At 66.2% G+C, this 20,920-nt stretch carries 20 protein-coding genes and 1 pseudogene; 8 read left to right on the top strand and 13 right to left on the bottom strand.

From position 1 onward, the window contains the following. Nucleotides 1-42 precede the first annotated feature (42 nt). Entirely contained in the window at nt 43-669 is a 627-nt protein-coding gene (locus AC4IJH_RS27070; RefSeq protein ID WP_490854479.1) for a M48 metallopeptidase family protein, read from the bottom strand. A 331-nt stretch (nt 670-1,000) separates the two neighbouring features. On the opposite strand from AC4IJH_RS27070, the gene AC4IJH_RS27065 reads away from it, so the two are divergent. Both AC4IJH_RS27065 and AC4IJH_RS27060 read left to right on the top strand, forming a co-directional pair. Then, nucleotides 1,001-2,149 carry a ThiF family adenylyltransferase gene (locus AC4IJH_RS27065; protein ID WP_490854478.1) on the top strand — a complete coding sequence of 383 codons (1,149 nt, stop codon included), beginning with the start codon at nt 1,001-1,003 and terminating at the stop codon, nt 2,147-2,149. A 34-nt stretch (nt 2,150-2,183) separates the two neighbouring features. After that, a complete protein-coding gene (locus AC4IJH_RS27060) occupies nt 2,184-3,569 on the top strand; it encodes an ABC1 kinase family protein (RefSeq protein WP_490854477.1) in 1,386 nt (461 codons plus the stop codon). 230 nt (nt 3,570-3,799) lie between these two features. Here the strand turns inward: AC4IJH_RS27060 and AC4IJH_RS27055 are convergent, their stop codons facing one another. The 5 genes from AC4IJH_RS27055 to AC4IJH_RS27035 form a co-directional block, all read right to left on the bottom strand. Next, nucleotides 3,800-4,012, bottom strand: a complete 213-nt coding sequence (locus AC4IJH_RS27055) for a hypothetical protein (protein ID WP_490854517.1) — start codon at nt 4,010-4,012, stop codon at nt 3,800-3,802. A 132-nt stretch (nt 4,013-4,144) separates the two neighbouring features. Beyond that, nucleotides 4,145-4,462: a putative WhiB-interacting protein gene (locus AC4IJH_RS27050; protein WP_490854476.1), complete on the bottom strand. Its 318-nt coding sequence runs from the start codon at nt 4,460-4,462 to the stop codon at nt 4,145-4,147. Continuing rightward, nucleotides 4,459-4,812, bottom strand: coding sequence for a WhiB family transcriptional regulator (locus AC4IJH_RS27045; RefSeq protein WP_490854475.1), 354 nt, complete (start codon nt 4,810-4,812; stop codon nt 4,459-4,461). The genes AC4IJH_RS27050 and AC4IJH_RS27045 overlap by 4 nt, the downstream gene beginning before the upstream one ends. 120 nt (nt 4,813-4,932) lie before the next feature. Continuing rightward, complete coding sequence (locus AC4IJH_RS27040) at nt 4,933-5,256, bottom strand: hypothetical protein (RefSeq protein WP_490854474.1); 324 nt, start codon at nt 5,254-5,256, stop codon at nt 4,933-4,935. Nucleotides 5,257-5,398: 142 nt separating this feature from the next. Beyond that, nucleotides 5,399-7,789: an ATP-dependent DNA helicase UvrD2 gene (locus tag AC4IJH_RS27035; RefSeq protein ID WP_490854512.1), complete on the bottom strand. Its 2,391-nt coding sequence runs from the start codon at nt 7,787-7,789 to the stop codon at nt 5,399-5,401. A gap of 117 nt (nt 7,790-7,906) precedes the next feature. Here AC4IJH_RS27035 and AC4IJH_RS27030 point away from each other — a divergent pair, with 117 nt between their 5' ends. The 4 genes from AC4IJH_RS27030 (at nt 7,907) to AC4IJH_RS27015 (ending at nt 9,893) form a co-directional block, all read left to right on the top strand. After that, nucleotides 7,907-8,164, top strand: coding sequence for a mycoredoxin (locus tag AC4IJH_RS27030; protein ID WP_490854473.1), 258 nt, complete (start codon nt 7,907-7,909; stop codon nt 8,162-8,164). Nucleotides 8,165-8,363: 199 nt separating this feature from the next. Beyond that, complete coding sequence (locus AC4IJH_RS27025; protein WP_490854472.1) at nt 8,364-8,570, top strand: hypothetical protein; 207 nt, start codon at nt 8,364-8,366, stop codon at nt 8,568-8,570. Then, complete coding sequence (locus AC4IJH_RS27020) at nt 8,554-9,066, top strand: DUF6879 family protein (RefSeq protein WP_490854471.1); 513 nt, start codon at nt 8,554-8,556, stop codon at nt 9,064-9,066. Before AC4IJH_RS27025 ends, AC4IJH_RS27020 begins: the two co-directional genes overlap by 17 nt. After that, on the top strand, nt 9,063-9,893 hold the full coding sequence (locus AC4IJH_RS27015; RefSeq protein ID WP_490854470.1) for a helix-turn-helix domain-containing protein: 831 nt from the start codon (nt 9,063-9,065) through the stop codon (nt 9,891-9,893). Before AC4IJH_RS27020 ends, AC4IJH_RS27015 begins: the two co-directional genes overlap by 4 nt. A 236-nt stretch (nt 9,894-10,129) precedes the next feature. Here AC4IJH_RS27015 and AC4IJH_RS27010 read toward each other — a convergent pair whose 3' ends face one another. From AC4IJH_RS27010 to AC4IJH_RS26990, 5 genes are all read right to left on the bottom strand, one after another. Beyond that, complete coding sequence (locus AC4IJH_RS27010; protein WP_490854469.1) at nt 10,130-10,339, bottom strand: hypothetical protein; 210 nt, start codon at nt 10,337-10,339, stop codon at nt 10,130-10,132. A 1,234-nt stretch (nt 10,340-11,573) separates the two neighbouring features. After that, the gene (locus AC4IJH_RS27005; protein WP_490854468.1) at nt 11,574-12,413 is read right to left on the bottom strand and encodes a hypothetical protein; all 840 of its coding nucleotides are present in this window, start codon (nt 12,411-12,413) and stop codon (nt 11,574-11,576) included. A gap of 2 nt (nt 12,414-12,415) precedes the next feature. Beyond that, nucleotides 12,416-12,898, bottom strand: a complete 483-nt coding sequence (locus AC4IJH_RS27000; protein ID WP_490854467.1) for a hypothetical protein — start codon at nt 12,896-12,898, stop codon at nt 12,416-12,418. A 1,686-nt stretch (nt 12,899-14,584) separates the two neighbouring features. Continuing rightward, nucleotides 14,585-14,890 carry a hypothetical protein gene (locus AC4IJH_RS26995; RefSeq protein WP_490854466.1) on the bottom strand — a complete coding sequence of 102 codons (306 nt, stop codon included), beginning with the start codon at nt 14,888-14,890 and terminating at the stop codon, nt 14,585-14,587. Between the two features lie 876 nt (nt 14,891-15,766). Next, nucleotides 15,767-17,356: a recombinase family protein gene (locus tag AC4IJH_RS26990; RefSeq protein WP_490854465.1), complete on the bottom strand. Its 1,590-nt coding sequence runs from the start codon at nt 17,354-17,356 to the stop codon at nt 15,767-15,769. A 68-nt stretch (nt 17,357-17,424) separates the two neighbouring features. Between AC4IJH_RS26990 and AC4IJH_RS26985 the strand changes: the two are divergent. Both AC4IJH_RS26985 and AC4IJH_RS26980 read left to right on the top strand, forming a co-directional pair. After that, nucleotides 17,425-17,520: pseudogene (locus AC4IJH_RS26985) on the top strand (thioredoxin domain-containing protein); the annotation flags it as partial. Between the two features lie 112 nt (nt 17,521-17,632). Beyond that, nucleotides 17,633-18,589, top strand: a complete 957-nt coding sequence (locus tag AC4IJH_RS26980; RefSeq protein WP_490854464.1) for a trypsin-like serine peptidase — start codon at nt 17,633-17,635, stop codon at nt 18,587-18,589. Between the two features lie 24 nt (nt 18,590-18,613). Here the strand turns inward: AC4IJH_RS26980 and nudC are convergent, their stop codons facing one another. Beyond that, nucleotides 18,614-19,549 (bottom strand): NAD(+) diphosphatase, encoded by a 936-nt coding sequence (gene nudC / locus AC4IJH_RS26975; protein ID WP_490854463.1) that lies wholly within the window; start codon nt 19,547-19,549, stop codon nt 18,614-18,616. A 74-nt stretch (nt 19,550-19,623) separates the two neighbouring features. Beyond that, the coding region (locus AC4IJH_RS26970; RefSeq protein WP_490854462.1) for a M20/M25/M40 family metallo-hydrolase at nt 19,624-20,920 on the bottom strand (1,297 nt) is incomplete at its 5' end.

Below are 20,920 nucleotides of genomic sequence, written 5' to 3'. Positions count from 1 at the left end.
GGCCGCGGGCGTTTCCGGGCCGCGGCGCTATTCGCCGCGGCGCTATTCGCCGCGGGCGGCGGGCAGGTGGGGCAGCCGGTCGGCCGAGACGACCCCTTCGAGGTAGCCGCGGGCGCGCTCGGTGCGCGGGTAGGACTCCAGCAGCCGCCAGAAACTGGGGCCGTGTCCTGGGACCAGCAGGTGCGCGAGCTCGTGCAGCAGGACGTAGTCGATGACGTATTCCGGCATGCCCTGCAGGCGATGCGAGAGGCGGATGCTGCCCTCGGCGGGGGTGCACGAGCCCCAGCGGGTGTTCTGGTTGGTGACCCAGCGTACGGAGGCGGGGCGGGCCCGGCCCTCCAGGTACTGGCCGGAGAGCCGCTCGGCGCGCTCGGCCAGCTCGCTGTCGCCCAGCATGCGCTTGCTCTCCTGGGCGGCGAGCTTGTCCAGCATGACCGTCACCCAGCGCTGTTCCTCGGCCTCGGACATACGGGCGGGGATCAGGACGACGGTGCGGTCGCCCTCGCGGTAGGCGGAGACCGTTCTGCGCCGCCGTGAGCTCCGGCGCACCTCTACCGCGCTCGTCCCGGAGCCGCGGGTGCGGGGGCTGGGAGCGGTCCTGCTCGGTGTGTCTGCGGCACGGTGCAATGGCGTCTCCCCGGCAAACCGGGGGGAAGGGTCGGCGGGCACGCCCTGACGTTACCCGCTGTCAGTGCGTGAAGTCCCGCCCCTCGGACGGTTGGCGCGGGAAACACCCCTTGGCGTGCACGGCTTGTACGACTATTACCCGCCGACTGTGGATAACTCTCCGCGCTCGACCGCCGCCGGCCCCATGCTGAAGCCCTGTCGATGACGAGCGACCGCCATCGACGGGCACCGGCACCCGCACGACCGGGCGGGTTCGGTACGCGTACGACGCGAAGTCGGCACGCGGTCAGCACGCGGTCGGCACACAGACGGCACGAAAGCACTACGAGGACAGCGGGACGACGGCGACAACAGGGACAACGGGGGGGCGCTCATGCATCCGATGATCAAGCCCGCGCTGCGGCGCGGCTGGCGGGACAGGGAGACGGTGCGGTTCGGGGTGGCCCCGGCACACGCGGTGGTGCTGGGCCCGGTGGACACCGCGACCGGCAGCTATCTGGACCTGCTGGACGGTACGCGCACGATGGGCCAGCTGGAGGAGGCGGCCAGGTCACTGGGGCTGACGGACGGGCGGGCGCGGGAGGTGGTGACGCGCCTGGAGCGGGCCGGACTGCTGGACGCGCCCTCGGCCGGCGGTCCCGCGGCCGGTGCCGTGCGGGCCGACGCCACGGCGTTCGACCGGCTCCGCCCCGACCTGGCGTCGCTGACCGTGCAGCATCCCGAGCCGGCGGGCGGACTGGAGCGCTTGGGGGCGCGCCGGGCCGTACGGGCTCGGGTGCGGGGCGCGGGACGGGTGGGCGCGTCGGTGGCGGCACTGCTGTCGGCCGCGGGGGTGGGCCGGGTGGAGGTGCTGGACGGCGGGCAGGTCGAGCCGTGGGACGTGGCGCCCGCGGGCATTCCGGCCGACCGGGTCGGTGAGCGCAGGGACGCGTGCGCGCGGCAGCTGGTGCACCGTGCCTCGCCCTGGTCGCGCAGACCGCGGCCGGACGGCGCGGTGGCGTCCGGGGGCGCCGAGCCGGGGCTGGCACTGGTGGTGATCGCTCCGCGGGACGGCCTGGCGGCCTATGCCCCCGACCCCGTGCTGTCCGAGCCATTGCTCTCGGCCGGAATCCCTCATCTGTACGCGGGTGTGGTGGAGGGCACGGGAGTGGTGGGGCCGCTGGTGCTGCCGGGCAGTTCGGCCTGTGCCCGCTGCTGGGAGCTGCGGCGCACCGACCAGGAGCCCGCCTGGCCCCGGCTGCTGGCCCAGTGGCGCTCGGGCCGTGGCTCCTCTGCGGTCGCGGCCTGCGATGTCGCGCTGGCGACGATGGTGGCGGGGCTGGCCGCCGTACAGGCCCTCACCTTTTTGGACGGGCGGCTCCCGCCGTGCACGGGGGCCCGGATGGAGCTGTCGCTGCCGTGCGGCGGCTGGGAAACGGAGCGGATCACGCCGCATCCGGAGTGCGTCTGTGGCGCGGCCGGTTCCGTAAGTGCCGGGCATCCCTCGGATCCTGGTCGGCGACACGCGACAATGACGGAGTAACCCCGGTTGGGGACAGTGTGAGTTGGAGGGGCGCATGTCAGATCTTCCCCGCAAGGCGGTCACCCGTACCGCCAAGCTGGCCGCGCTGCCGCTGGGGTTCGCCGGCCGCGCCACATGGGGGCTGGGCAAGCGGATCGGCGGGAGATCGGCCGAGATCGTCGGCCGGGAGCTTCAACAGCGCACCGCCGAGCAGCTCTTCAAGGTGCTCGGCGAGCTCAAGGGCGGTGCGATGAAGTTCGGGCAGGCGCTGTCCGTCTTCGAGTCGGCGCTTCCGGAGGATGTCGCCGGGCCCTACCGCGCGGCGCTGACCAAGCTGCAGGAGGCGGCGCCGCCGATGCCGACGAGCACGGTGCACTCCGTGCTGGAAGAACGCCTCGGCGAGAACTGGCAGGACCTGTTCGAGGAGTTCGAGGACAAGCCGTCGGCGGCGGCCTCCATCGGACAGGTGCACCGCGCGGTGTGGCACGACGGCCGCGAAGTGGCGGTGAAGGTGCAGTATCCGGGGGCGGGCAAGGCCCTGCTGTCGGACCTGGCCCAACTGGGCCGGTTCGCCCGGCTGCTGGGGCCGCTGATCCCGGGCATGGACGTCAAGCCGCTCATCACCGAGCTGCGCGACCGGGTCTCGGAGGAGCTGGACTACGCCCTGGAGGCCGAGGCCCAGCAGACCCACGCCGAGGAGTTCGCCGACGACCCGGATGTGCTGGTCCCGGCAGTGGTGCACCAGAGCGACCAGGTGCTGGTCACCGAATGGATGGAGGGAATACCGCTCTCCGAGGTGATCGCGGACGGCACCCAGGAGCAGCGGGACCGCGCCGGACAGCTGCTGGCCCGCTTCCTCTTCTCCGGCACCGCGCGCACGGGCCTGCTGCACGCCGACCCGCACCCGGGCAACTTCCGCCTCCTGACCGGCCACGCGCCGGACGGCCCCGCCGAGGAATGGCGGCTGGGCGTCCTGGACTTCGGCACGGTCGACCGGCTGCCCGACGGCCTGCCGTCCACGATCGGGACCTCCCTGCGGATGACGCTCCAGGGCGAGGCGAACGCGGTCTACGAGCAGCTGTGCGAGGAGGGCTTCGTCAAGGACTCCATCGAGCTGGACCCCGAGGCGGTACTGGAGTACCTGCTGCCGATCATCGAGCCGGCCCAGGCCGAGGAGTTCACCTTCACCCGCGCCTGGATGCGCTCCCAGGCGGCCCGTATCGCCGACCCCCGCTCACCGGCCCACCAGCTCGGCAAACAGCTCAACCTGCCGCCCTCGTACCTGCTGATACACCGTGTGACCTTGAGCACCATAGGCGTCCTGTGCCAGCTGGGCGCCACGGTACGCCTGCGCGACGAACTCCAGGCGTGGGTCCCCGGCTTCACGGCCGACGAAGACGAACCCGACACCCTGGAGCCACTGGAGGAGGGCACCGCGTAAGCGCTCCGCTGGATGTGCGGCGTGCCGTCTGCGAGCACATCGTGGCTGGTCACGCGGTCCCCCGCGCCCCTTCGGGCACGGACACGGCCTGACGGGGCGGGGCTGGACGAGGGCGGGCTGGGCTGGGCCTGCCTGTTAGCGGGGTGGTGGGGCGGGGCGGGCTGGGCCTGCCTGTTTGGTGGGGTGGGGAGGGGTGGGTGGGCGGGGGGAGGGCCCCCGGGGGAAGGGGGTTACCACAAGGTGGAGTCGAGGCGGCCCTCGATGGAGCGGAGGTTGGCCCGCGCGCAGTCGTCGCAGAAGTAGTGGCGGGTGCCGTTCTCCACGGAACAGGTCCAGGTGGGCGGTGTGCCCTCGGCGGTCGCGCCGCAGCGGGCGCACTCGGTGGTCCGGGCCGCCAACTCCGCCTGTCCAGGCGTCTCATGGTCCTGCGTCGTGTGGTCCACCAGCCGACGATATCCCCGTCAACCTCGTGAAGCGGGGCACCACGCACCATGCGCTGCGGGGTCCGCCCTGTCGGGCGGACCCCGCAGACATTCACGCTGCCCTGGTGCCCAGCCGCGCCGCTTTCCGGCGGGTTACTGCATGACGGCCATGGCCAGGGCCCGGCGGGCGCGGAGCGAGGCGCGCTCGGCTCGGCGCTGCATCCGCCGGGCGGTGATCAGCCGGTGAGCCCTGCGTTCGGACTCGGCCTCCTGCAGCCTTTCTTGGATATGAGCACGGGCCAGGGCTTCTGGGATGAGTTGCATTTCACGGGTCCTGTTCTGACGCGAGGTGGTCGCGTCGGAGTTCGCGGGGGCGGGAGTGTCGGTGAGGAATAGGGTCATGGTCGGGTCCTGCTTCTGGGGGTCCCGGGTGGCGGGACGGTCGATCGTTCCTGTGCCGAAGGTGTTCATGCCGCAACCGGGTTCTTGCGCGGGCGGCCGCGCGGACGCTTGCGGGCCACGACGACACCCTGGACGAAGAGCTCCCCGCCCCAGACGCCCCACGGCTCGCGCCGGTCCTTGGCGCCGGCCAGGCAGGCCTCGCGTACCGGGCAGGTCTGGCACAGCGACTTGGCGTACTCGACGTCGGCCGGGGACTCCGCGAAGAAGACCTCCGGGTCGTACGTGCGGCACGGGACGGCAGCGCCGAGGCGGTCGATCTCGTCGTCGAGCTCGGTGAGGGGAAGCAAGGAGGTCTCCTGGGAGTCGGGCGGGGGGATCAGGTCGGTGGCGACGGACGGGGTGTGCGTCTGGAGTTGCACGGTGGTGTGTTCCTCGTCTGTTCGGCCCGGCTGGTGGCTGGGCTCATTGGCAAAACAAAAGGGCCGCGGATCCCGGTGTGGGTTCCGCGGCCCTGGAAGGTGCCGACCTGATCATGCCGATCAGGCTGGATCTCTCCAGGGTTCGAGGCCACGGAAGGCCCACATGTTGCGCTGGTTGTGCTGCTCGACGGATCCGGCACCATTGATGGACGCAAAGGCATGGGCATACGCCTGAGCCGCCTTCGCCACTACCGCAGGTGCCTGTGTCGGTCGTTCGCTCCGCTCGCGAATCGGCAGGATTGCGAGGGACGCCGGACGCGCGGCCTCGGCAGCGGCCAGGAGGCCGGAGCCGGACAGACCGGTGCCCAGGAGCGAACCGCCGAGGGAGCAGGTGGCAACGACCGAGCGATCGGTCATTTTGGTGGTGGTGTTGAAGCTGATCACTGGTCTCGCCTCCTCTCGGCGTCTAGGGGGACCGGGAAAGCCGGTCCAAGCTTGTTCAGTACAACACGAATCCATCGGATCCCGGAAGGCCCGTTGTCTCCGTGCCTGTGAAGGCTATGGGGATGCGCTCCGCGGGCGCAAACTATTTTTCCGATGACTTTTGTGCGCCGTTGTGATCGCTCACCGGAACGGCCCCTTCCACTGTCTGCTCCGGGGCAGCTTCCTCCGCTTCCCCGGCCTCTGCCGCTCCCCCGAGCTCCTGGCCCGCGCACAGCGCGAGCACGTCGGCGCCGAATCTGCCGAGCTTGCGCGCCCCTACTCCCGGGATGACGGCGAGCTCCGCGTCCGTGCCGGGCACGGCCTCGGCGATGGCCATCAGGGTCTTGTCGGTGAAGACGCAGTAGGCGGGCTGGCCCAGCTGTGCGGCCTGTTCGGCGCGCCAGTCGCGCAGCCGCTCGTACAGCGCCTCGTCGAGGTCGGAGGGGCAGTCCTCGCAGCGCATCAGCTTCATCTCGCCCGCTTCGGTCAGCGTCCTGCCGCAGACCCGGCAGTGGGCGGGACGGCGCTCCCGGCGCTTTCTCGTGCCGGTCGGGCCGCCGCCGCTGCCGCGCTCGATGCCGCCGCCCCCGCCTGCCGTACGGCGGGCCGCGCCCGTGGAGCCGGGCCGCAGCCCGTTCAGGAAGCGGCTGGGGCGGCGCGCCGCGCGGCCGCCCGGGGAGCGCGCCAGCGACCAGGACAGGGCGAGGTGCTGGCGGGCGCGGGTGACGCCGACGTACAGCAGCCGGCGCTCCTCCTCTATCTGTTCGTCCGTCCTGGCGTATGTGATCGGCATCATGCCTTCGGTGAGGCCGACCAGGAAGACGGCGTCCCACTCCAGGCCCTTGGCGGCGTGAAGTGAGGCGAGTGTCACACCCTGGACCGTCGGTGCGTGCTGGGCGCTCGCCCGCTCGTCCAGCTCGGCGACGAGGTCGGCGAGGGTGGCCTGGGGCCGGGCGCGGTGGAAGTCCTCGGCGAGGCGGGCCAGGGCGGCCAGGGACTCCCAGCGGTCGCGTACGGCGCCGGAGCCGGCCGGGGGCTCGGAGCTCCAGCCCTCGCCGCTGAGGACGGCGCGTACCTGGGAGGGGAGGTCGACGGCGTCGTCCAGGAGGGAGTCGTTGTGCCCGAAGCGGGCGGCGCTGCGCAGCGCGATGCCGGCCTTGCGCACCTCGGGCCGCTCGAAGAACCGCTCGGCGCCGCGGAGCTGGTAGGGCACTCCGGCGTCCGCCAGGGCCTGTTCGTAGACCTCGGACTGGGCGTTGATGCGGAACAGGACCGCGATCTCGCTCGCGGGGACGCCGGAGGCGATCAGCTCGCGGATGCGGCGGGCGGTGCCCTCGGCCTCGGCGGGCTCGTCGGCGTATTCGGTGTAGGCCGGCTCGGGGCCCGTCTCGCGCTGGGAGACCAGTTCGAGGCGGTGCTCGGCGGCTCTGCCCTTGGCCTGGGAGAGCAGTCCGTTGGCCAGGTGCACGACCTGCGGGCTGGAGCGGTAGTCGCGCACCAGCTTGACGACCGTGGCGCCCGGGTGGCGGGTGCGGAAGTTGAGCAGGTGGTCGGGGGTGGCGCCGGTGAAGCTGTAGATGGTCTGGCTGGCGTCGCCGACCACGCAGAGGTTGTCGCGCTCGCCCAGCCACAGTTCCAGCAGCCGCTGCTGGAGGGGGCTGACGTCCTGGTACTCGTCCACGACGAAGTGCTGGTACTGGCTGCGGACCTGCTCGGCGATGTCGTGCCGGTCCTGCAGGACGCCGACGGTCAGCAGCAGGACGTCCTCGAAGTCGATGGTGCCGCGCTCGCGCTTGAGCTGTTCGTAGGTGCCGTAGATCTGGCCGATCTCGGCGGGGTCGCGGGGCGCCTCGCGGCCTGCCTTGGCGACGGCGGCGGGGTAGTCGGCGGGGACGGTCTGGGTGACCTTGGACCACTCGATCTCGGCCGTCACATCGCGCAGTTCGTTGCGGTCCAGGCGCACCCGGCAGCGGGCGGCGGCCTCGGCGACGACCTGGATCTTGCGCTCCAGCAGGCGGGGCACCTCGCCGCCGACGGCCTTGGGCCAGAAGTACTGGAGCTGGCGCAGCGCGGCGGAGTGGAAGGTACGGGCCTGGACGCCGCCGGCGCCGAGCTGGCGCAGCCGGCCGCGCATCTCGCCGGCGGCGCGGTTGGTGAAGGTGACGGCCAGCACGCTGGCGGGCTGGAGGATGCCGGCCCTGACCCCGTAGGCGATGCGGTGGGTGATGGCGCGGGTCTTGCCCGTGCCGGCGCCGGCCAGCACGCAGACCGGGCCGCTCAGGGCGGTGGCCACCTCACGCTGCTCGGGGTCGAGCCCCTCGAGCACCGCGTCGGCGTCCTGCGGCACGGCGCCGTACTGGGGGGAGTACGGGGCGGGGCCGGGGGCCTGCGGGAAGAGAGTGGGGTCCGGTGCTGATGTCACCCCGCCATGCTGCCAGGTCCACGGGGGCCGCCGGGAAAGTTGTCCACAGGCGCGGCTTGTAAGTCGTACCAGTGCGGGAATGGCCGGGAGTGGATGCGCGTTCTACCTCTGCATTCACCTTTTGCATGACCCCTGCAATCACGCCGAGCGGCCCCGGGCCGTCCACACGCATGAAGGAGCGCGAGACCTATGGCGGGCACCGTGACGATGTACAGCACCACCTGGTGCGGCTACTGCCGTCGTCTGAAGAGCCAGATGGACCGGGAGGGGATCTCGTACAAGGAGATCAACATCGAGGAGGACCCGGCCTCGGCGGAGTTCGTGGAGAAGGCCAACGGCGGCAACCAGACCGTGCCGACCGTCGTTGTGATTCCCGCCTCTGGCGGGGACGGTACCACGATGACCAACCCCAGCCTTGCCCAGGTCAAGCAGGCACTCGGGGTCTGAGGCCCCTATATACAGAGACAACCCCCCGTCGGCACGGCTGGCGGGGGGTCTCTCATGCCCAGACCCTGTTTATGCCAACACGCGCATAGTCGCGCCCACGCATAGACCCCCGTAGCCGACGCTCGTACCGTCAAGGTCAACAGGGACGGGACACGTCCCTGCCGAGGCCCAACAAGGGCCCCAACAAAGGGGGTTCAGCATGGCACGCGAGCAACTGACACGGTTAACCGGCGAAGGCGACGACGAGTGCGGGCAGAACGACTGCCCCAACGTCTACCGCACCACCACAGGGTCCTTCGTCGTCCAGGGCGACGTATCCAACGCCTTCCAGGCCCCCGCCGGGGAAGGGCTCGTAGAGATCCCTGAGAGCGTCATGAGGGAGGCTTTCCATGCTCTTGGCTGGTGACGAATGGCAAGCCAAGTTCCGAGACTTCCAGACGGAAGCATGGAGGCTTGAGACCCTGCCCCAATACCGGGTACCGCAGGAAGCAGACGAATACACCAGGTTCCTCAACGGAGAGCGATTCCCCGGACCGTACGAAGACTCCTGGACAGCACTAATCCAGAAGCACACAGCCGCCGGGGGCAGCATCGGAAGAGTCCACATCGTGACCCGTCCACTCTCCGACTATCTCCGGTTCGAGTTCGAGCGCTACTACCAGCACCAAGCACCCATCGGCGAAAACATCCGAATCCTCGACGTCACCGACAGGCCAAACCCACTCCACGGCGTCCAAGACTTCTGGATGTTCGACCGGTCCACCGTCGTCCTCATGAACTATGAGCCGGACGGGACACAGATCAACCGGCAACTATTCGAAGGTGACGTTTCCCCGTTCCTCGAATACCAGCGGATTGCAGTTGCTGAGTCCGTGCCGTTCCTGGAGTACATCCGAGAGTGACGTTCGAGCCAGGGCAGCTTGGCCAGTCCACACAGGAACTAGCGGCCATGCTGAAAGACCTACGCAAGCGGGCCGGTCTCCCCGGGGAACGGCTCGCAAAGCGTTGCAACATGTCTCAATCCAAAATCAGCAGGATCGAGAACGGCAAAGTCCGCCCATCCCTCGTAGACGTTGAACAAATCCTCAGAGCCTGCGACGCCCCCGCCAACCTGGTAGGGGAGATCACCGCACTGGCCAGGATCGCAAACACCGAATGGCAGGACGCTAAAGCCCTCAGGCGAAAGGGCCTGGACAAGAAACAGCTAGAGCTAGCCGGACTCGAACAGTCATCAACAGAGTTCCGGTACTTCATGCTGTCCATGATTACCGGCCTACTCTCAACCCCCGAATACATTCGGGCCAGCCTCGCCCACATCCCCGGAGACCACAGCAAGACCATCAGTAAGAAGCTGGAGCGTCAGGAAGTCCTATACGACACTTCCAAGCGGTTTACCTTCATCCTTACCGAACAGGCCGTTAGATGGCCGCTAGTGACCTCTCACGCCATGGCCATACAGATTGACCGGCTGGCGTCACTCACACATCTGCCGAATGTGCGGCTAGGAGTAATCCCACTCGGGGAGAGGATCACCCCCGCGCCTTTAAACACCTTCACCATCTACGACGAACGCATAGCGACAGTGGAGATATCCACGGGGGCAATGGTGTTCAGGGATGCACGGGACGTTCGCAGCTACCTTGACGAGTTCACCGGATACGAAGCGCGGGCCCTTTTGGGCGAGAACGCTAGACAGTTCTTCCGGGACTGTGCATCAGCCCTACGATGATCTTTAGTCCACAACGCGCATATTTGAACTCCACCCCTACGGCCGGGGGCAAGATATGGATATGCCCCCGGTACGTAAATGCCCCAACCCACGATGCGGCGCCCTAATCATCTGGGACAACGCAAGCGCAGACAGCAAGTGCGTTCACTGCCGACAACCACTCGGCCCCGAAGAACAACGGCCAGTGGCTGACCTTGTACCCAACCCATACGGTACCGGCATCGATTTCTGACGCGCTATTCCAGCCGCCCAATGGCTTCCGCAAGGTCCGATAGCAAACCCTCAGCCTCTTCCTTCGTCAGCGGGCCAATATGCGCCATGTGGGCCACATCCACATGCAGACTCGCCCCGATACGCTGAGGCTCACCTCCCTTCTCCCTAAAGGAGATGTTCAGGTCTTTGTTTCCCTGCCTGACACGGACTTCAATGTCCATCTTTTCAGCCATGCCCAGAGTCTACAGGTCAAGCCACTCCACGGGAACCGACTTACGCCCACCATTACAACCATCATGACGGCCGCCCACAAACGGGCACTCTGCCTCGTATTCCTCAACGGACTTCTCACCCGGCCACAAATCATCAAGGCACTTCACCATCTCGCGGGCAAACGCCTTATGCCACTCGCACGGCCCGTCACCCTGCTCACGCATAAACCTAGCCATGTCAGGCACCCCGCTTTCCGTGATGCCGCACCACAGCGGCATGCCTAGCACTATCCGAAGTGAAACGGCCGGAAGAACGAGAAGCCCCCTCCTCAGGGATTCGCACCTTACCGAGAATCCGGGCAGCAGCCTCCCGACACATACGGGCCTCAGCAATAGCAGGATGAAGAACAAACATCCCGGCACGATTGCCACCCGGAATCATGCGCCCATCCCGGCTCACCTGACCTTCCAGACCCTCAGCCGCAGCCAGATGGCTAGCCGCAAGCTGCACATAAGTCACCTCGTGAGGGTCTAGCGTCATCTGCTGCTCTTCATACTTCCCGCGCAGATCAGCCAAGATCTGTTCCTGTGTTCTCGCCATACCAAAAACTCCTTCCTAAAGAAGATCAAGGCTCAATAGAGCCTCAAAGTCGAAAAGGGGGGTCCATGCCTCACCGCACGCAAACCCGGCTGCATTCACGTTGCGGTCTTCATGAGAGGGCTGAAGGGGGTTACCCCCCACCCCCTACACGCTGCATTCGCCAGAAAAGTCTTGAACAAACAGTTTCAATTGATCAAAAAGTGTTTGAGCTGAAGCAATAACGATGCAGGCAGACAGGCAGGCACACCACCTACCTGCCTACCCACTACCCTCACGACCGGTGGGCCGGTCATCACCTGCTATCAGTCGGTCCATGTACGTTTCAGGCTGAGTGCAGCCAGCAGCTTCATAGACGCTATGGCTTGCGGTGTGGCAGGAATATGCAGGGGTATCCGGTTGAAAGTAGCCGGGGCACGAACAAAGCGACTCTCTTCCTGCGAATCCATTTCATTACCGCAATCACTGGCAGGGGTAGTAAGCGTCACCGGTGCCTCCGGTGCTTAAGAACGAACGCCTTAGGGTCAAACGAGCCATACTCATACGGGCCCTCAAAATCGGGCTTGAGTTCCTTAGGAACAAGGTGGTCATGATCCCGCCGCCACGCAGTGATCGTCTCCCAATCGATTTGATCCTGAAGCCATGTACGCCCGTCCATCAATGAACACCCTCAGCCGCACGCTTAGCCACACGCTTCTTGTAATCCTCCTGCTGCTCCGGAGTGAGCTGGGAAAGCATCCACGGCCGCACACCATTACCAACAATCACCTCATCTTCAACCTGCTGAATAGGCGTACGGGGATCATAATCACCGATACTGATGAAACTGTTATGACTAGCAGGCTCCACGAAAGCCACGCCCTCAGCGTCCGCATGAGCAGAATTACCGAGATTGCCAAAGATGCGGGCACGCTCAGCCTGCACCCGCTTAAACTCACCAATCGCCTTAGCCATCGCATCAGTCATCTTCACGGCCTCAGCATCAGCCCACTTCCGGTAACCAGCAGTCGTATACAGACGCTCCCGCTCAGCGTTGAACGCTGCAACACACTCCCGCTCGCGCTTTTCAGCCATGGGTATAGACAGTTCAAGCTTGTCCAACGCCCTGTGCGCCTCACTGAGGGCCTTATCGGACTTGGTGTAGTCCGGGGCATCCGGCACCGGCTTACCGGCCACCACAGCCGCATTAGCGGCTTCCCTATAGACGCTCTCAGCCTCCCGCCGATCGGCCGCCAGCTTCTCAAAAGCATCCGACTGCACACGGTGGGAATCCTCAAGCCCCTTGAGGTATGAGATAGCGGCATCCATCGCCTTCGCCGCATCCTTCACACCCTTGTCGTCAGTGCAATGAGCCACATACTTACTGGAAACACCGGGGAGATCGAACCGCTTTCGGTAAGTCGGATCGGTTACCCGGTCAAGCTCAGCCTTGATGCGCTGGAACTCGTCTTCGCGCTCAATCTCATCCCACATCCCATAAAGCGAAACGTTACTCATAATCAGATCTCCTCATCAGCATTAGCAAGCTTCGAGCCGTTGCCCTCAGCGATTTCCGTGATAGCCTCATTGGCTATCTTCTTCTGTACCTCAGCTTCTTTAGCCTTGCGTGCCTGAAACGCCACAGCCTGAGCCTTGCCCATGGCGCGGGCCTTACGAGCAAAAGGGCCCGGACTCTCACCCGGAAACAGAATTCCCAAAAACACCGGATTGATACCCGGCGTCGAAGGAACAAACTTGTCAGGCTGCGTATAGCCACGCACCGCACCATCACGACACAACACATAACACGCACCGACATTCCCGCCACTAGCAGCCTTCGGATTCTCGGCAACCATCAAATGCGTTACAGGGCAGATGTCAATCAGAGTATTGAGCCCCACTCCCCGCTCATTCTCAAACGCCTTCACCGGAATCATTGCCCTGTCATCAGACAGCGGCCTGAAAAAGACAGCTCGCAGGCCATCAGGACTCTTCTCAATCATTCCGAGATCACTCCACTCAGTTCACCGGGCCGGGAATGCTTCCGGTACACCGAACGCCACTCACGAGCCGTAGTGGGCGCCTCATAGGGGCCAAAGCCATTCACACGGGCACGCTTACGAATACGGTCAACGACACGAGCACAGCGACGGCTAGAACATGCCATAGGCGGACGCCCACCCTTGGGGTGGTCATAGAAAATCTCAGCAGCACACACAACGCACTGACGCATCCTGGTGTCACCTCCAACGGGTAGACGGGTAGAAAGGAACACGAGGGCAAAAAGAAACCCCCGCCCGCTGGGATCGGGCGGGGGAAACTTTGCACGTAAACGTTTGGGGAAGCCGAGAACACTCTCAGCGAAGCCAAACAAGACGACACCGATTGATGCCGCCATGAACGGCCACAGGGTTCCGGGCAAGGAATGTACTGTGGCCGCACAAAGCAACACGACGCGGGAACGTCGGGAGTAGAGCAGTAGGGCCGACTCTCACTAGGTTAATAGACGTGCATGTTTGGTTTCTGACGCAAAACAACGCCAAATGTGACACACCCAACACATAGGTAAGGGCTCACACCCTCACCTGGTTAATAGATGACCGATTCCGGATTCAGGTACGAAAGCACCCATTTTGTGATGCACTTCATAAGCTAAGAGTGCTGTTCGGCAAGGAGGGCTCTAAGCCGTACTTCGCCATGCTGGCTGCGCGGTGCGTAGAGCCTGGCACTGGGGGGCCTCGGACTGCGGAATTTTCCGCAGTTAAGGTCAGCACTCGACAGTTCGCAGAGCGAGCGGGCATGGCGAAGGGAACCGTCCAGAAATGAACACTTCCAAGACTTCGGCCCGCGAGTTCGCTCAGAACGGCGGGTAGTCGCAGTACCCGGAGCAATTACACGGCTGCCCCTTTACGTGCTGGAGAGCAACGCTGCGGCTGATGGCTATCTCCCGCGCCAAATGCGCGGCATCGTCACCGCACCACTTCGCGTACATGTGGTAGCGCGGGCAGCGGGAATCACAGCACCCGTCGTACATGCCGTGCCGGGAACAGCACGCGTGCCCCATGAGGGGCTTAAGCAGGTCCTGGAACGGCTCAGCGATGACAGAGCCGTTAAAAGCCGCGTGCGGCCCTGTAGGGGCCTTCCAGGCATTCCCCGACCCATTCGGGCGAGGGGTATCCGTAACAGCCTCAGAAGGGCCTTCAAAGCCCTTCTCGCGGGTTTCTGTCGCATCGCGTGCCCAATGGCCGCGATCGGGCCCCTCGGTGGCAGTAGTAGTACGGCCGCTGCTACTACCTGCTGCCGGTATCACTACCTTCACCCCACTACCACCTTCCGGCTTTAGCCAGCCGTCAGCGGTGAGGGTGTCGAGCCCTTGCGAGACGCCATCGGTGGTAAGTCCAGTGGCCTTCTCCAAAAGGCCACGGTTGATCTTCCGTACTATCCCGGTCCGGCTTACTGCCGTACCTGCCAGTACAACCCCGAGCCTCTTCGTGGCCCGGTCGTAGTCCGCAGCCTTAAAGGCTGCCTGCCAATCGCTGACGTGGGACACGTCTGCTCCTATCGTTCTGCGCCAGGATGTAACCGCATCCTGAGCGCCCGGTTTAGCTACTACTGTTTAGGTCTACTTAGGTAGACCTTTAGGTACCGGGTTGTCAGCGCCCGGATTAATCGCATCAAGAGCGCCCGGTTTAAGCATCGTCTTCGGGTAGCCGAAGGTGCATGATCGGCACGTTTCCGCGCTTGCCGACCTTGCTGCCCGACTCGGCTAGCCACCCTTCCTTGATCAGCACGCTTCGCCACTTGCGTACGTTGCTCTCATCCATGCCGACCAGATCGGCAACGGACTGGGCCGAGACGAAAATGTTCTGGCCCGTCTTGTAGTCGGAGTGGTACCCGAAAGCCAGACCGATCCGCACGGCGGAGTGGGATAGCCCGGAAAACAGGACGCGCCCACGCCACTCCTTCTCGGATATCACCGCTTCATCACCTTCCACGCTTGGGCCGCCTCATGAGCCCGCCGATTGTTTCTCGCTGCTACGGCCGCGTACCGGCCCTGTACGTACTTCGAGGGTCTGCCCTTACGGGGCATGTGCATAGGGGTCATGGCTGGTCCTTTCATGAGAAAGGGGCCCACGGCGGGGCCCCTAGTCTCGTGTCCGTTGTTTTTTTGCTCCACCAATGCCAAGGCTGGTGGCCGACCTACCCGCGTCACCACGGGGCGTTGGTTCCTACTTTCCGCCTACACGGAAATCTAGGCAACCCAAGAAGGTGTCCCATAAAGGAATCCGAAAGGTAAAACCCGCAGGTGAACCACCAAGATCGGGACTATGGTCCTGGAAGGTCCCGAGAAAAGGGTTTGGGTAGCCATTAGGTGGCCTAATGTAGTTAGTAAAACTACTAAGTCCTCGGAGAAACCGCAGGTCAGCACATTCTTGGCGGCGCCGCCAAGGACCCCTGCACCGGTGACCAGGGTTTTCCATATGGAAAACCTCGAACCGGACCGGCACGTTACCCTCAACCAGATTGAGGGTAGCTACCTACCCCTGTGCCCCTGGTGGGGGCGGTATGTGCTTGCTTGTGTGTAGCGGTGGAATTAGTGGAACTGCTAATTTAGAGTCATACGCGGCACATGCGCAGGCTTGGTGTAATTGTTCATATGAACAATTCGGGGCCGTGCATGGCCCACGCGGAACTTGGCACACACCCCGCTAGAACGTCGATGCTGGCCGCGCGATGCGTCGAGCCGGGGAATGGCAGTCGCTCAGCTCCGCGTGCAGAAATGAACGTGAGCAAGGTTAGCGCGACCATGTTCGCTAAGCGAGCTGGGAAAGCCACCAATACGGTTCTCAAGTACATTGCTACGTGGGATCTTATGGCCGAAGCCCCAAGCGCCACAAACTCTCGCACGCCACATCGTCATCAGTAGTCACCTTCTCCAGGTGACCCAACTCGATGTGCACCTCATGCGGAGCAGCCTTCGCCTTCACACCCCACTTAACAAGCTTCTCCCGACGCTCCTGCACATCAGCCGCCGCCCACCACTGCCGATACGTGAGCGCCGGGCAGTCGCACACTGCACCCGTCTCCGGCGCCGAGCATTCCTCAGAATGCACCCGCACCAGCCGCTTAACAGCCACAGGAGCGGCCTTCGGGGCATTGGCTAGCTCTTCCCGCTCCGCAGCAGTCTCTGCCACCAGAGACGCATACTCAGCCGCACCCATGCGGCCTGAGCTGAACTCTTTCCCAAGCTGTTGCAAGCGGGCATCCAACACCGCTAGCTGAACACTGGTCGTATCCGTATCCGCCGTTACCTCTTCCATCACCGGCCAATCTCCGATTGTTGATATCAGAGAATCAGCAACCATCTGGTAAAGCTCAGGCGCCACAAAAGAGAAACCCTTACACGCCGGGATGCCCCGAGCCTTATTGCCCTGACACCGGAAACGAGCACGAGACCCGTTCTTCCCCGGCTTCACGTAGTACAAGGGGTACCCGCAACCGTTGCAGAACAGCACGCCCAACATGGGCGAGCGTCCCTCGCTACGCGGCTTCGAATAGGACACTTCCGCGATCACCTCTTGCAACCGCAGAAACTCAGGCTCTGTGAGCACCGGCACCGAACGCATAACCGGCGTGCCATCCGGATTCCTCACAACCGTCCCATCAGCCCTCTGATACTCCCCCAACAAAGAACGACTACTAAGAATCGACTTCACAGCCGACGTAGACCACTTACGGCCACGAGGCTTGGCCTTCTCCTCATTGAGGCGAGTAGTGGACTCACCCTTCGCAGAACGGATACGGGCAACATCCTGAGTCGTAGGTACTTCCCCCGCGTTCAGCCAGTCAGCTACCACCGCGAACGACCGGCACGCCATAAACAAGCGGATCATCTCATCCAGGACCGGCCCATACACCGGATCGATACCGAGTGTGAATCCGTCGCCGTCCTTGACCGCTACACGGCCGAACGGCACCAGCCCACCCGGCCACCTACCAGATTCCCGCATCGCCTCACGAGAAGCCCGGATACGGGCCTTGATGCTTTCCAACTCTGCCTCTGCCAGCACCGCGAGAATCTTCGCGACCATCCGGCCCCATGTGGTCGAGAGGTCGAAGCCTTCCTCAATCGACACCAGAGACTTGCCGTGCTTGTCGCACCACTCAATAAGGTCCGAGAGGTCTTTCACAGACCGCGCTATTCGGTCCACCTTGAACACGTACAGAACGTCGAAATCGTCTGCCTTAGTGTTCAGCCACTCCCCTAGCTTCGGCCGGTGCCACGGGGACAGGGACGCGCTTACGTCGATGTCCTCAGCCCACCCGACTAGAGTGCAGTCGTCAGCATCAGCGCGCTTACCTATTCGCTTGCGCTGCGTGGCATCACCAGTCTGGCCGCCTCTGCCGACGCTCAGCCGGACGACCCCAAGCGCCCGCCGGGCTCCCGTAACCGTGTCCATGATCGCTCCCTGTGTCCCATCGTCAGATGGGCGGGAAACCAACGCACCCCAGACAGGGCCAGTCGATGGGAAACCCGAAGACCGTGCCGACCGTGCTCTTCCCCGACGGCTCGACGCTGACCAACCCGTCGCTGGCGCAGGTCAAGCAGGCGCTGGGGGTCTGAGGCCGGTAGGTCCTCGGCGCCGCGGGCGAACGTCCCCCGGACCGGCAGTGCGCCGGTGCGGGGGACGTTCGTCCGTACCGGCGCGGGTGGGGGCCCGGCGAGAATCGGGACTGTGCACCCTTTGCAGCGGCTGCGTCGCCAACGGCGCCTGGCGACGGTCTCCCTCGTGCCGTCGAGCGTGATCGTCCTGCTGGTGGCCGGGCTGACCCTGCTGCACCAGTCCCCCGCGCACGCCGGGCATCTCGCCGAGGGCGATCCGGTGACGGGTGTGTACGTGGAGCCTGCCGCCGAGGGCGATGCGACCGGGGCCGCGGTGCGGTCCGCTCTCGATGGCGGCCGTCCCGGCCCGCGTGCGGACGCCGGCCGTGCGCCGTCCGGCAGTGCGCTCGCACTGGCGGCCTCCGGTCCGCTGCGGGCCGCGCCCACCGCGCCGGTGCCCGCCGTCGGCGCCCTGTTCTCGCCCGGCAGGGGCGGCGCGGACCACGAGTGCACCGCGAGCGTGGTGCGCTCCGCCTCGGGCACGGTGGTGGTCACGGCCGCGCACTGTGTGCACTCCGGCGGTTTCCGTACGGATCTGGCGTTCGTGCCGGGCTATCACGACGGTCGCGCGCCGTACGGGGTCTGGGTGCCCTCGCGGATCGTCGTGGACCCGCGCTGGGTCAGCGACCGGGACCCGGACCGCGATGTGGCGTTCCTCACCGTCCGCGAGGCGGGCGGCGGCGACGCCCGGATCGAGGACGTCACCGGCGCCGAGCGGCTGGGGCTGCGCCCGCCCGTCGGGCGCCCCGCCCGGGTCATCGGCTACCCGGACGGCCAGGAGCGCCCCGTCGCCTGTCAGAACACCACCGGCGCGCTCGGCCCGGCGCAGTTGCGCCTCGGCTGCCAGGGGCTGCCCGACGGCACCAGCGGCGGGCCCCTGCTCACCGGTATCGACCCGGATACGGGGCTGGGCACGGTGGTTGGGGTCGTGGGCGGCCACGACGAGGGCGGCGACGACACCACCTCGTACAGCAGCTACTTCGGTGACGAGGTGGGCGGTCTGTTCCGCAGGGCCGCCGAGGCCTCCTGAAGGGGGCCTCGGCGGCGGGCGGCGTCAGGGCTTGGGCAGGGGCTTGCCGTACCACATCTCGATGAGGCGGGCGGCGATGGAGATGCCGTACGGGGGCAGTACCTCGCCGGACTCGAAGGCGGCCCGCAGGTCCTCGCGGGAGAACCAGCGCGCTTCCTCGATCTCCTCGCCGTCCACCCGGATCTCGGAGGAGGTGGCGCGCGCCATGAAGCCGAGCATCAGGCTGGAGGGGAAGGGCCAGGGCTGGCTGGCGACGTACTCCACGTCGCCGACGACCACGCCCGCCTCCTCGAAGACCTCGCGGGCCACCGACTGCTCGATGGACTCCCCCGGCTCCACGAAGCCGGCCAGGGTGGAGAAGCGGCCCTCGGGCCAGTGGACCTGACGGCCCAGCAGCGCGCGGTCCTCCTCGTCGGTGACCAGCATGATCACGGCCGGGTCGGTGCGCGGGTAGTGCTCGGCGCCGCAGGCCGGGCAGCGGCGGATGTGGCCTGCCGCGGCGATGACGGTGCGCTCGCCGCAGCGCGAGCAGAAGCGGTGCAGCCGCTGCCAGTTCTCCAGTGCGACGGCGTGTACGAGGAGCCCGGCGTCGCGCTCGGAGAGCAGCAGGCCCGCCTCGCGCAGCCCGGCCGGGCGCGCGGACTGGTCCATCCGGCCCGGCAGCGAGTCCTTCTGCAGGGCGAAGTAGCGCACGCCGTCCTCGTCGGTGCCGAGGAAGTAGCGGTGCGTCTCGGTGGGCGGCGCCTCGAAGGAGGGCGTCATGACCAGTTCGGTGCGGCCGTCGGGGGTGTCGTCGATGAGCGCCTGGCCCCCGGAGACCACGAAGACGCGGGTCGTGGGGTGGCTCCACGCCGCCGCGAGCCAGGCCTCGTCCAGGCGGTGGTGGGCGGAGCGGTCGATGCCGCTGGCCGCGCTGAAGGTGATCGGCCGGTCGGCGCTGTGGTCGGTCCAGGTGGTCACTGCGGTTTCCAACTCCCCCTGTGGCAAAGGTGATTGCTGCGTACGAGCGTGGAGCGCGGGAAAGGCGGGCGGGCTCAGGCGGGGCGCCAGTTCTCCGCCAGGTCGCCCCACAGGTGGGCGGCGGTCTCCACGCCCTTCATCAGCAGGTCCAGCTCGACCTTCTCGTTCGGCGCGTGCCAGCCGTCGGAGGGGACGGAGATGCCGAGGAAGAGGACGGGTACGCCCAGGACGTCCTGGAGGTCGGCGGCGGGGCCCGAGCCGCCCTCGCGGGTGAAGCGGATCTTCGTCTCGAAGGCCCGGCCCATGGCGCGTACGACGGACTGCAGGGCGGGGTGGTCCAGCGGGGTCAGGCAGGGGCGGGTGGCGCCCCAGAAGGTGATCTCGTGGCGGATGCCGTCGGGCAGGCGGGCGGCGACCCAGTCGCGTACGGACTGCTGGACCTTTTCCGCGTCCTGGCCCGCGACCAGCCGGAAGGAGAGCTTGAGCTGGGCCGCGGAGGGGACGATGGTCTTGCCGCCGGGGCCCTGATAGCCGCCGCCGATGCCGTTGACCTCGGCGGTGGGGCGGGCCCAGATGCGCTCGAGGGTGGTGTTGCCCGCCTCGCCGAGGGCGGCGTGGGAGTGCGCGGTGCGCAGCCACCGCTCCTCGTCGAAGGGCAGCTCGGCGAAGAGTTCGCGCTCGCGGTCGGTGAGTTCGACCACGCCGTCGTAGAAGCCGGGGACGGTGACCCTGCGGTCCTCGTCGTGCAGGGCGGCGACCAGGCGGGCGGCCTCGGTGGCGGGGTTGGGGACCGCGCCGCCGAAGGAGCCGGAGTGGATGTCCTGGTCGGGGCCGTACAGGTCGATCTGACAGTCGGTCAGGCCGCGCATGCCCGTGCAGACGGTGGGGGTGTCCTCGGCCCACATGCCGGTGTCGGAGACGATGACCGCGTCGCAGGCCAGGCGGTCGGCGTGGCGCTGGATGAGGGCGGGGAAGTTCGGGGAGCCGGACTCCTCCTCGCCCTCGATGAGGAGCTTGAGGTTGACGGCGGGCGCGGTGCGGCCGGTGGCGGCGAGGTGGGCGCGCACGCCCAGGGTGTGGAAGAAGACCTGGCCCTTGTCGTCGGCGGCGCCGCGGGCGTAGAGCCTGCCCTCGACGGTGGTCGGCTCGAAGGGGTCGGTGTGCCAGCCGTCCTCGCGGGCGGCGGGCTGGACGTCGTGGTGTCCGTAGACGAGCACCGTGGGCGCGCCGGGGTCGCCCGAGGGCCATTCGGCGAAGACGGCGGGCAGGCCGTCGCCCTCGGTCTCCCAGATCTCGGCGGTCGGGAAGCCGGTGTCCGAGAGCTTGGCGGCGAGCCATTCGGCGCGGGGGGGGGGGGGGGGGGGGGGGGGG

The organism is Streptomyces sp. UF-297 (genome assembly GCF_058245575.1).
Note: the sequence above shows the minus strand (reverse complement) of the source record. Positions and strands in the feature narration are given on the sequence as shown.

Coding starts and splice junctions, on each gene's coding strand:
- AC4IJH_RS27065 (WP_490854478.1), top strand. CDS start 1,001: ATGCATCCGATGATCAAGCCCGCGCTGCGGCGCGGCTGGCGGGACAGG.
- AC4IJH_RS27060 (WP_490854477.1), top strand. CDS start 2,184: ATGTCAGATCTTCCCCGCAAGGCGGTCACCCGTACCGCCAAGCTGGCC.
- AC4IJH_RS27050 (WP_490854476.1), bottom strand. CDS start 4,462: ATGAACACCTTCGGCACAGGAACGATCGACCGTCCCGCCACCCGGGAC.
- AC4IJH_RS27030 (WP_490854473.1), top strand. CDS start 7,907: ATGGCGGGCACCGTGACGATGTACAGCACCACCTGGTGCGGCTACTGC.
- AC4IJH_RS27025 (WP_490854472.1), top strand. CDS start 8,364: ATGGCACGCGAGCAACTGACACGGTTAACCGGCGAAGGCGACGACGAG.
- AC4IJH_RS27020 (WP_490854471.1), top strand. CDS start 8,554: ATGCTCTTGGCTGGTGACGAATGGCAAGCCAAGTTCCGAGACTTCCAG.
- AC4IJH_RS27010 (WP_490854469.1), bottom strand. CDS start 10,339: ATGGCTGAAAAGATGGACATTGAAGTCCGTGTCAGGCAGGGAAACAAA.
- AC4IJH_RS27005 (WP_490854468.1), bottom strand. CDS start 12,413: ATGAGTAACGTTTCGCTTTATGGGATGTGGGATGAGATTGAGCGCGAA.
- AC4IJH_RS27000 (WP_490854467.1), bottom strand. CDS start 12,898: ATGATTGAGAAGAGTCCTGATGGCCTGCGAGCTGTCTTTTTCAGGCCG.
- AC4IJH_RS26990 (WP_490854465.1), bottom strand. CDS start 17,356: ATGGACACGGTTACGGGAGCCCGGCGGGCGCTTGGGGTCGTCCGGCTG.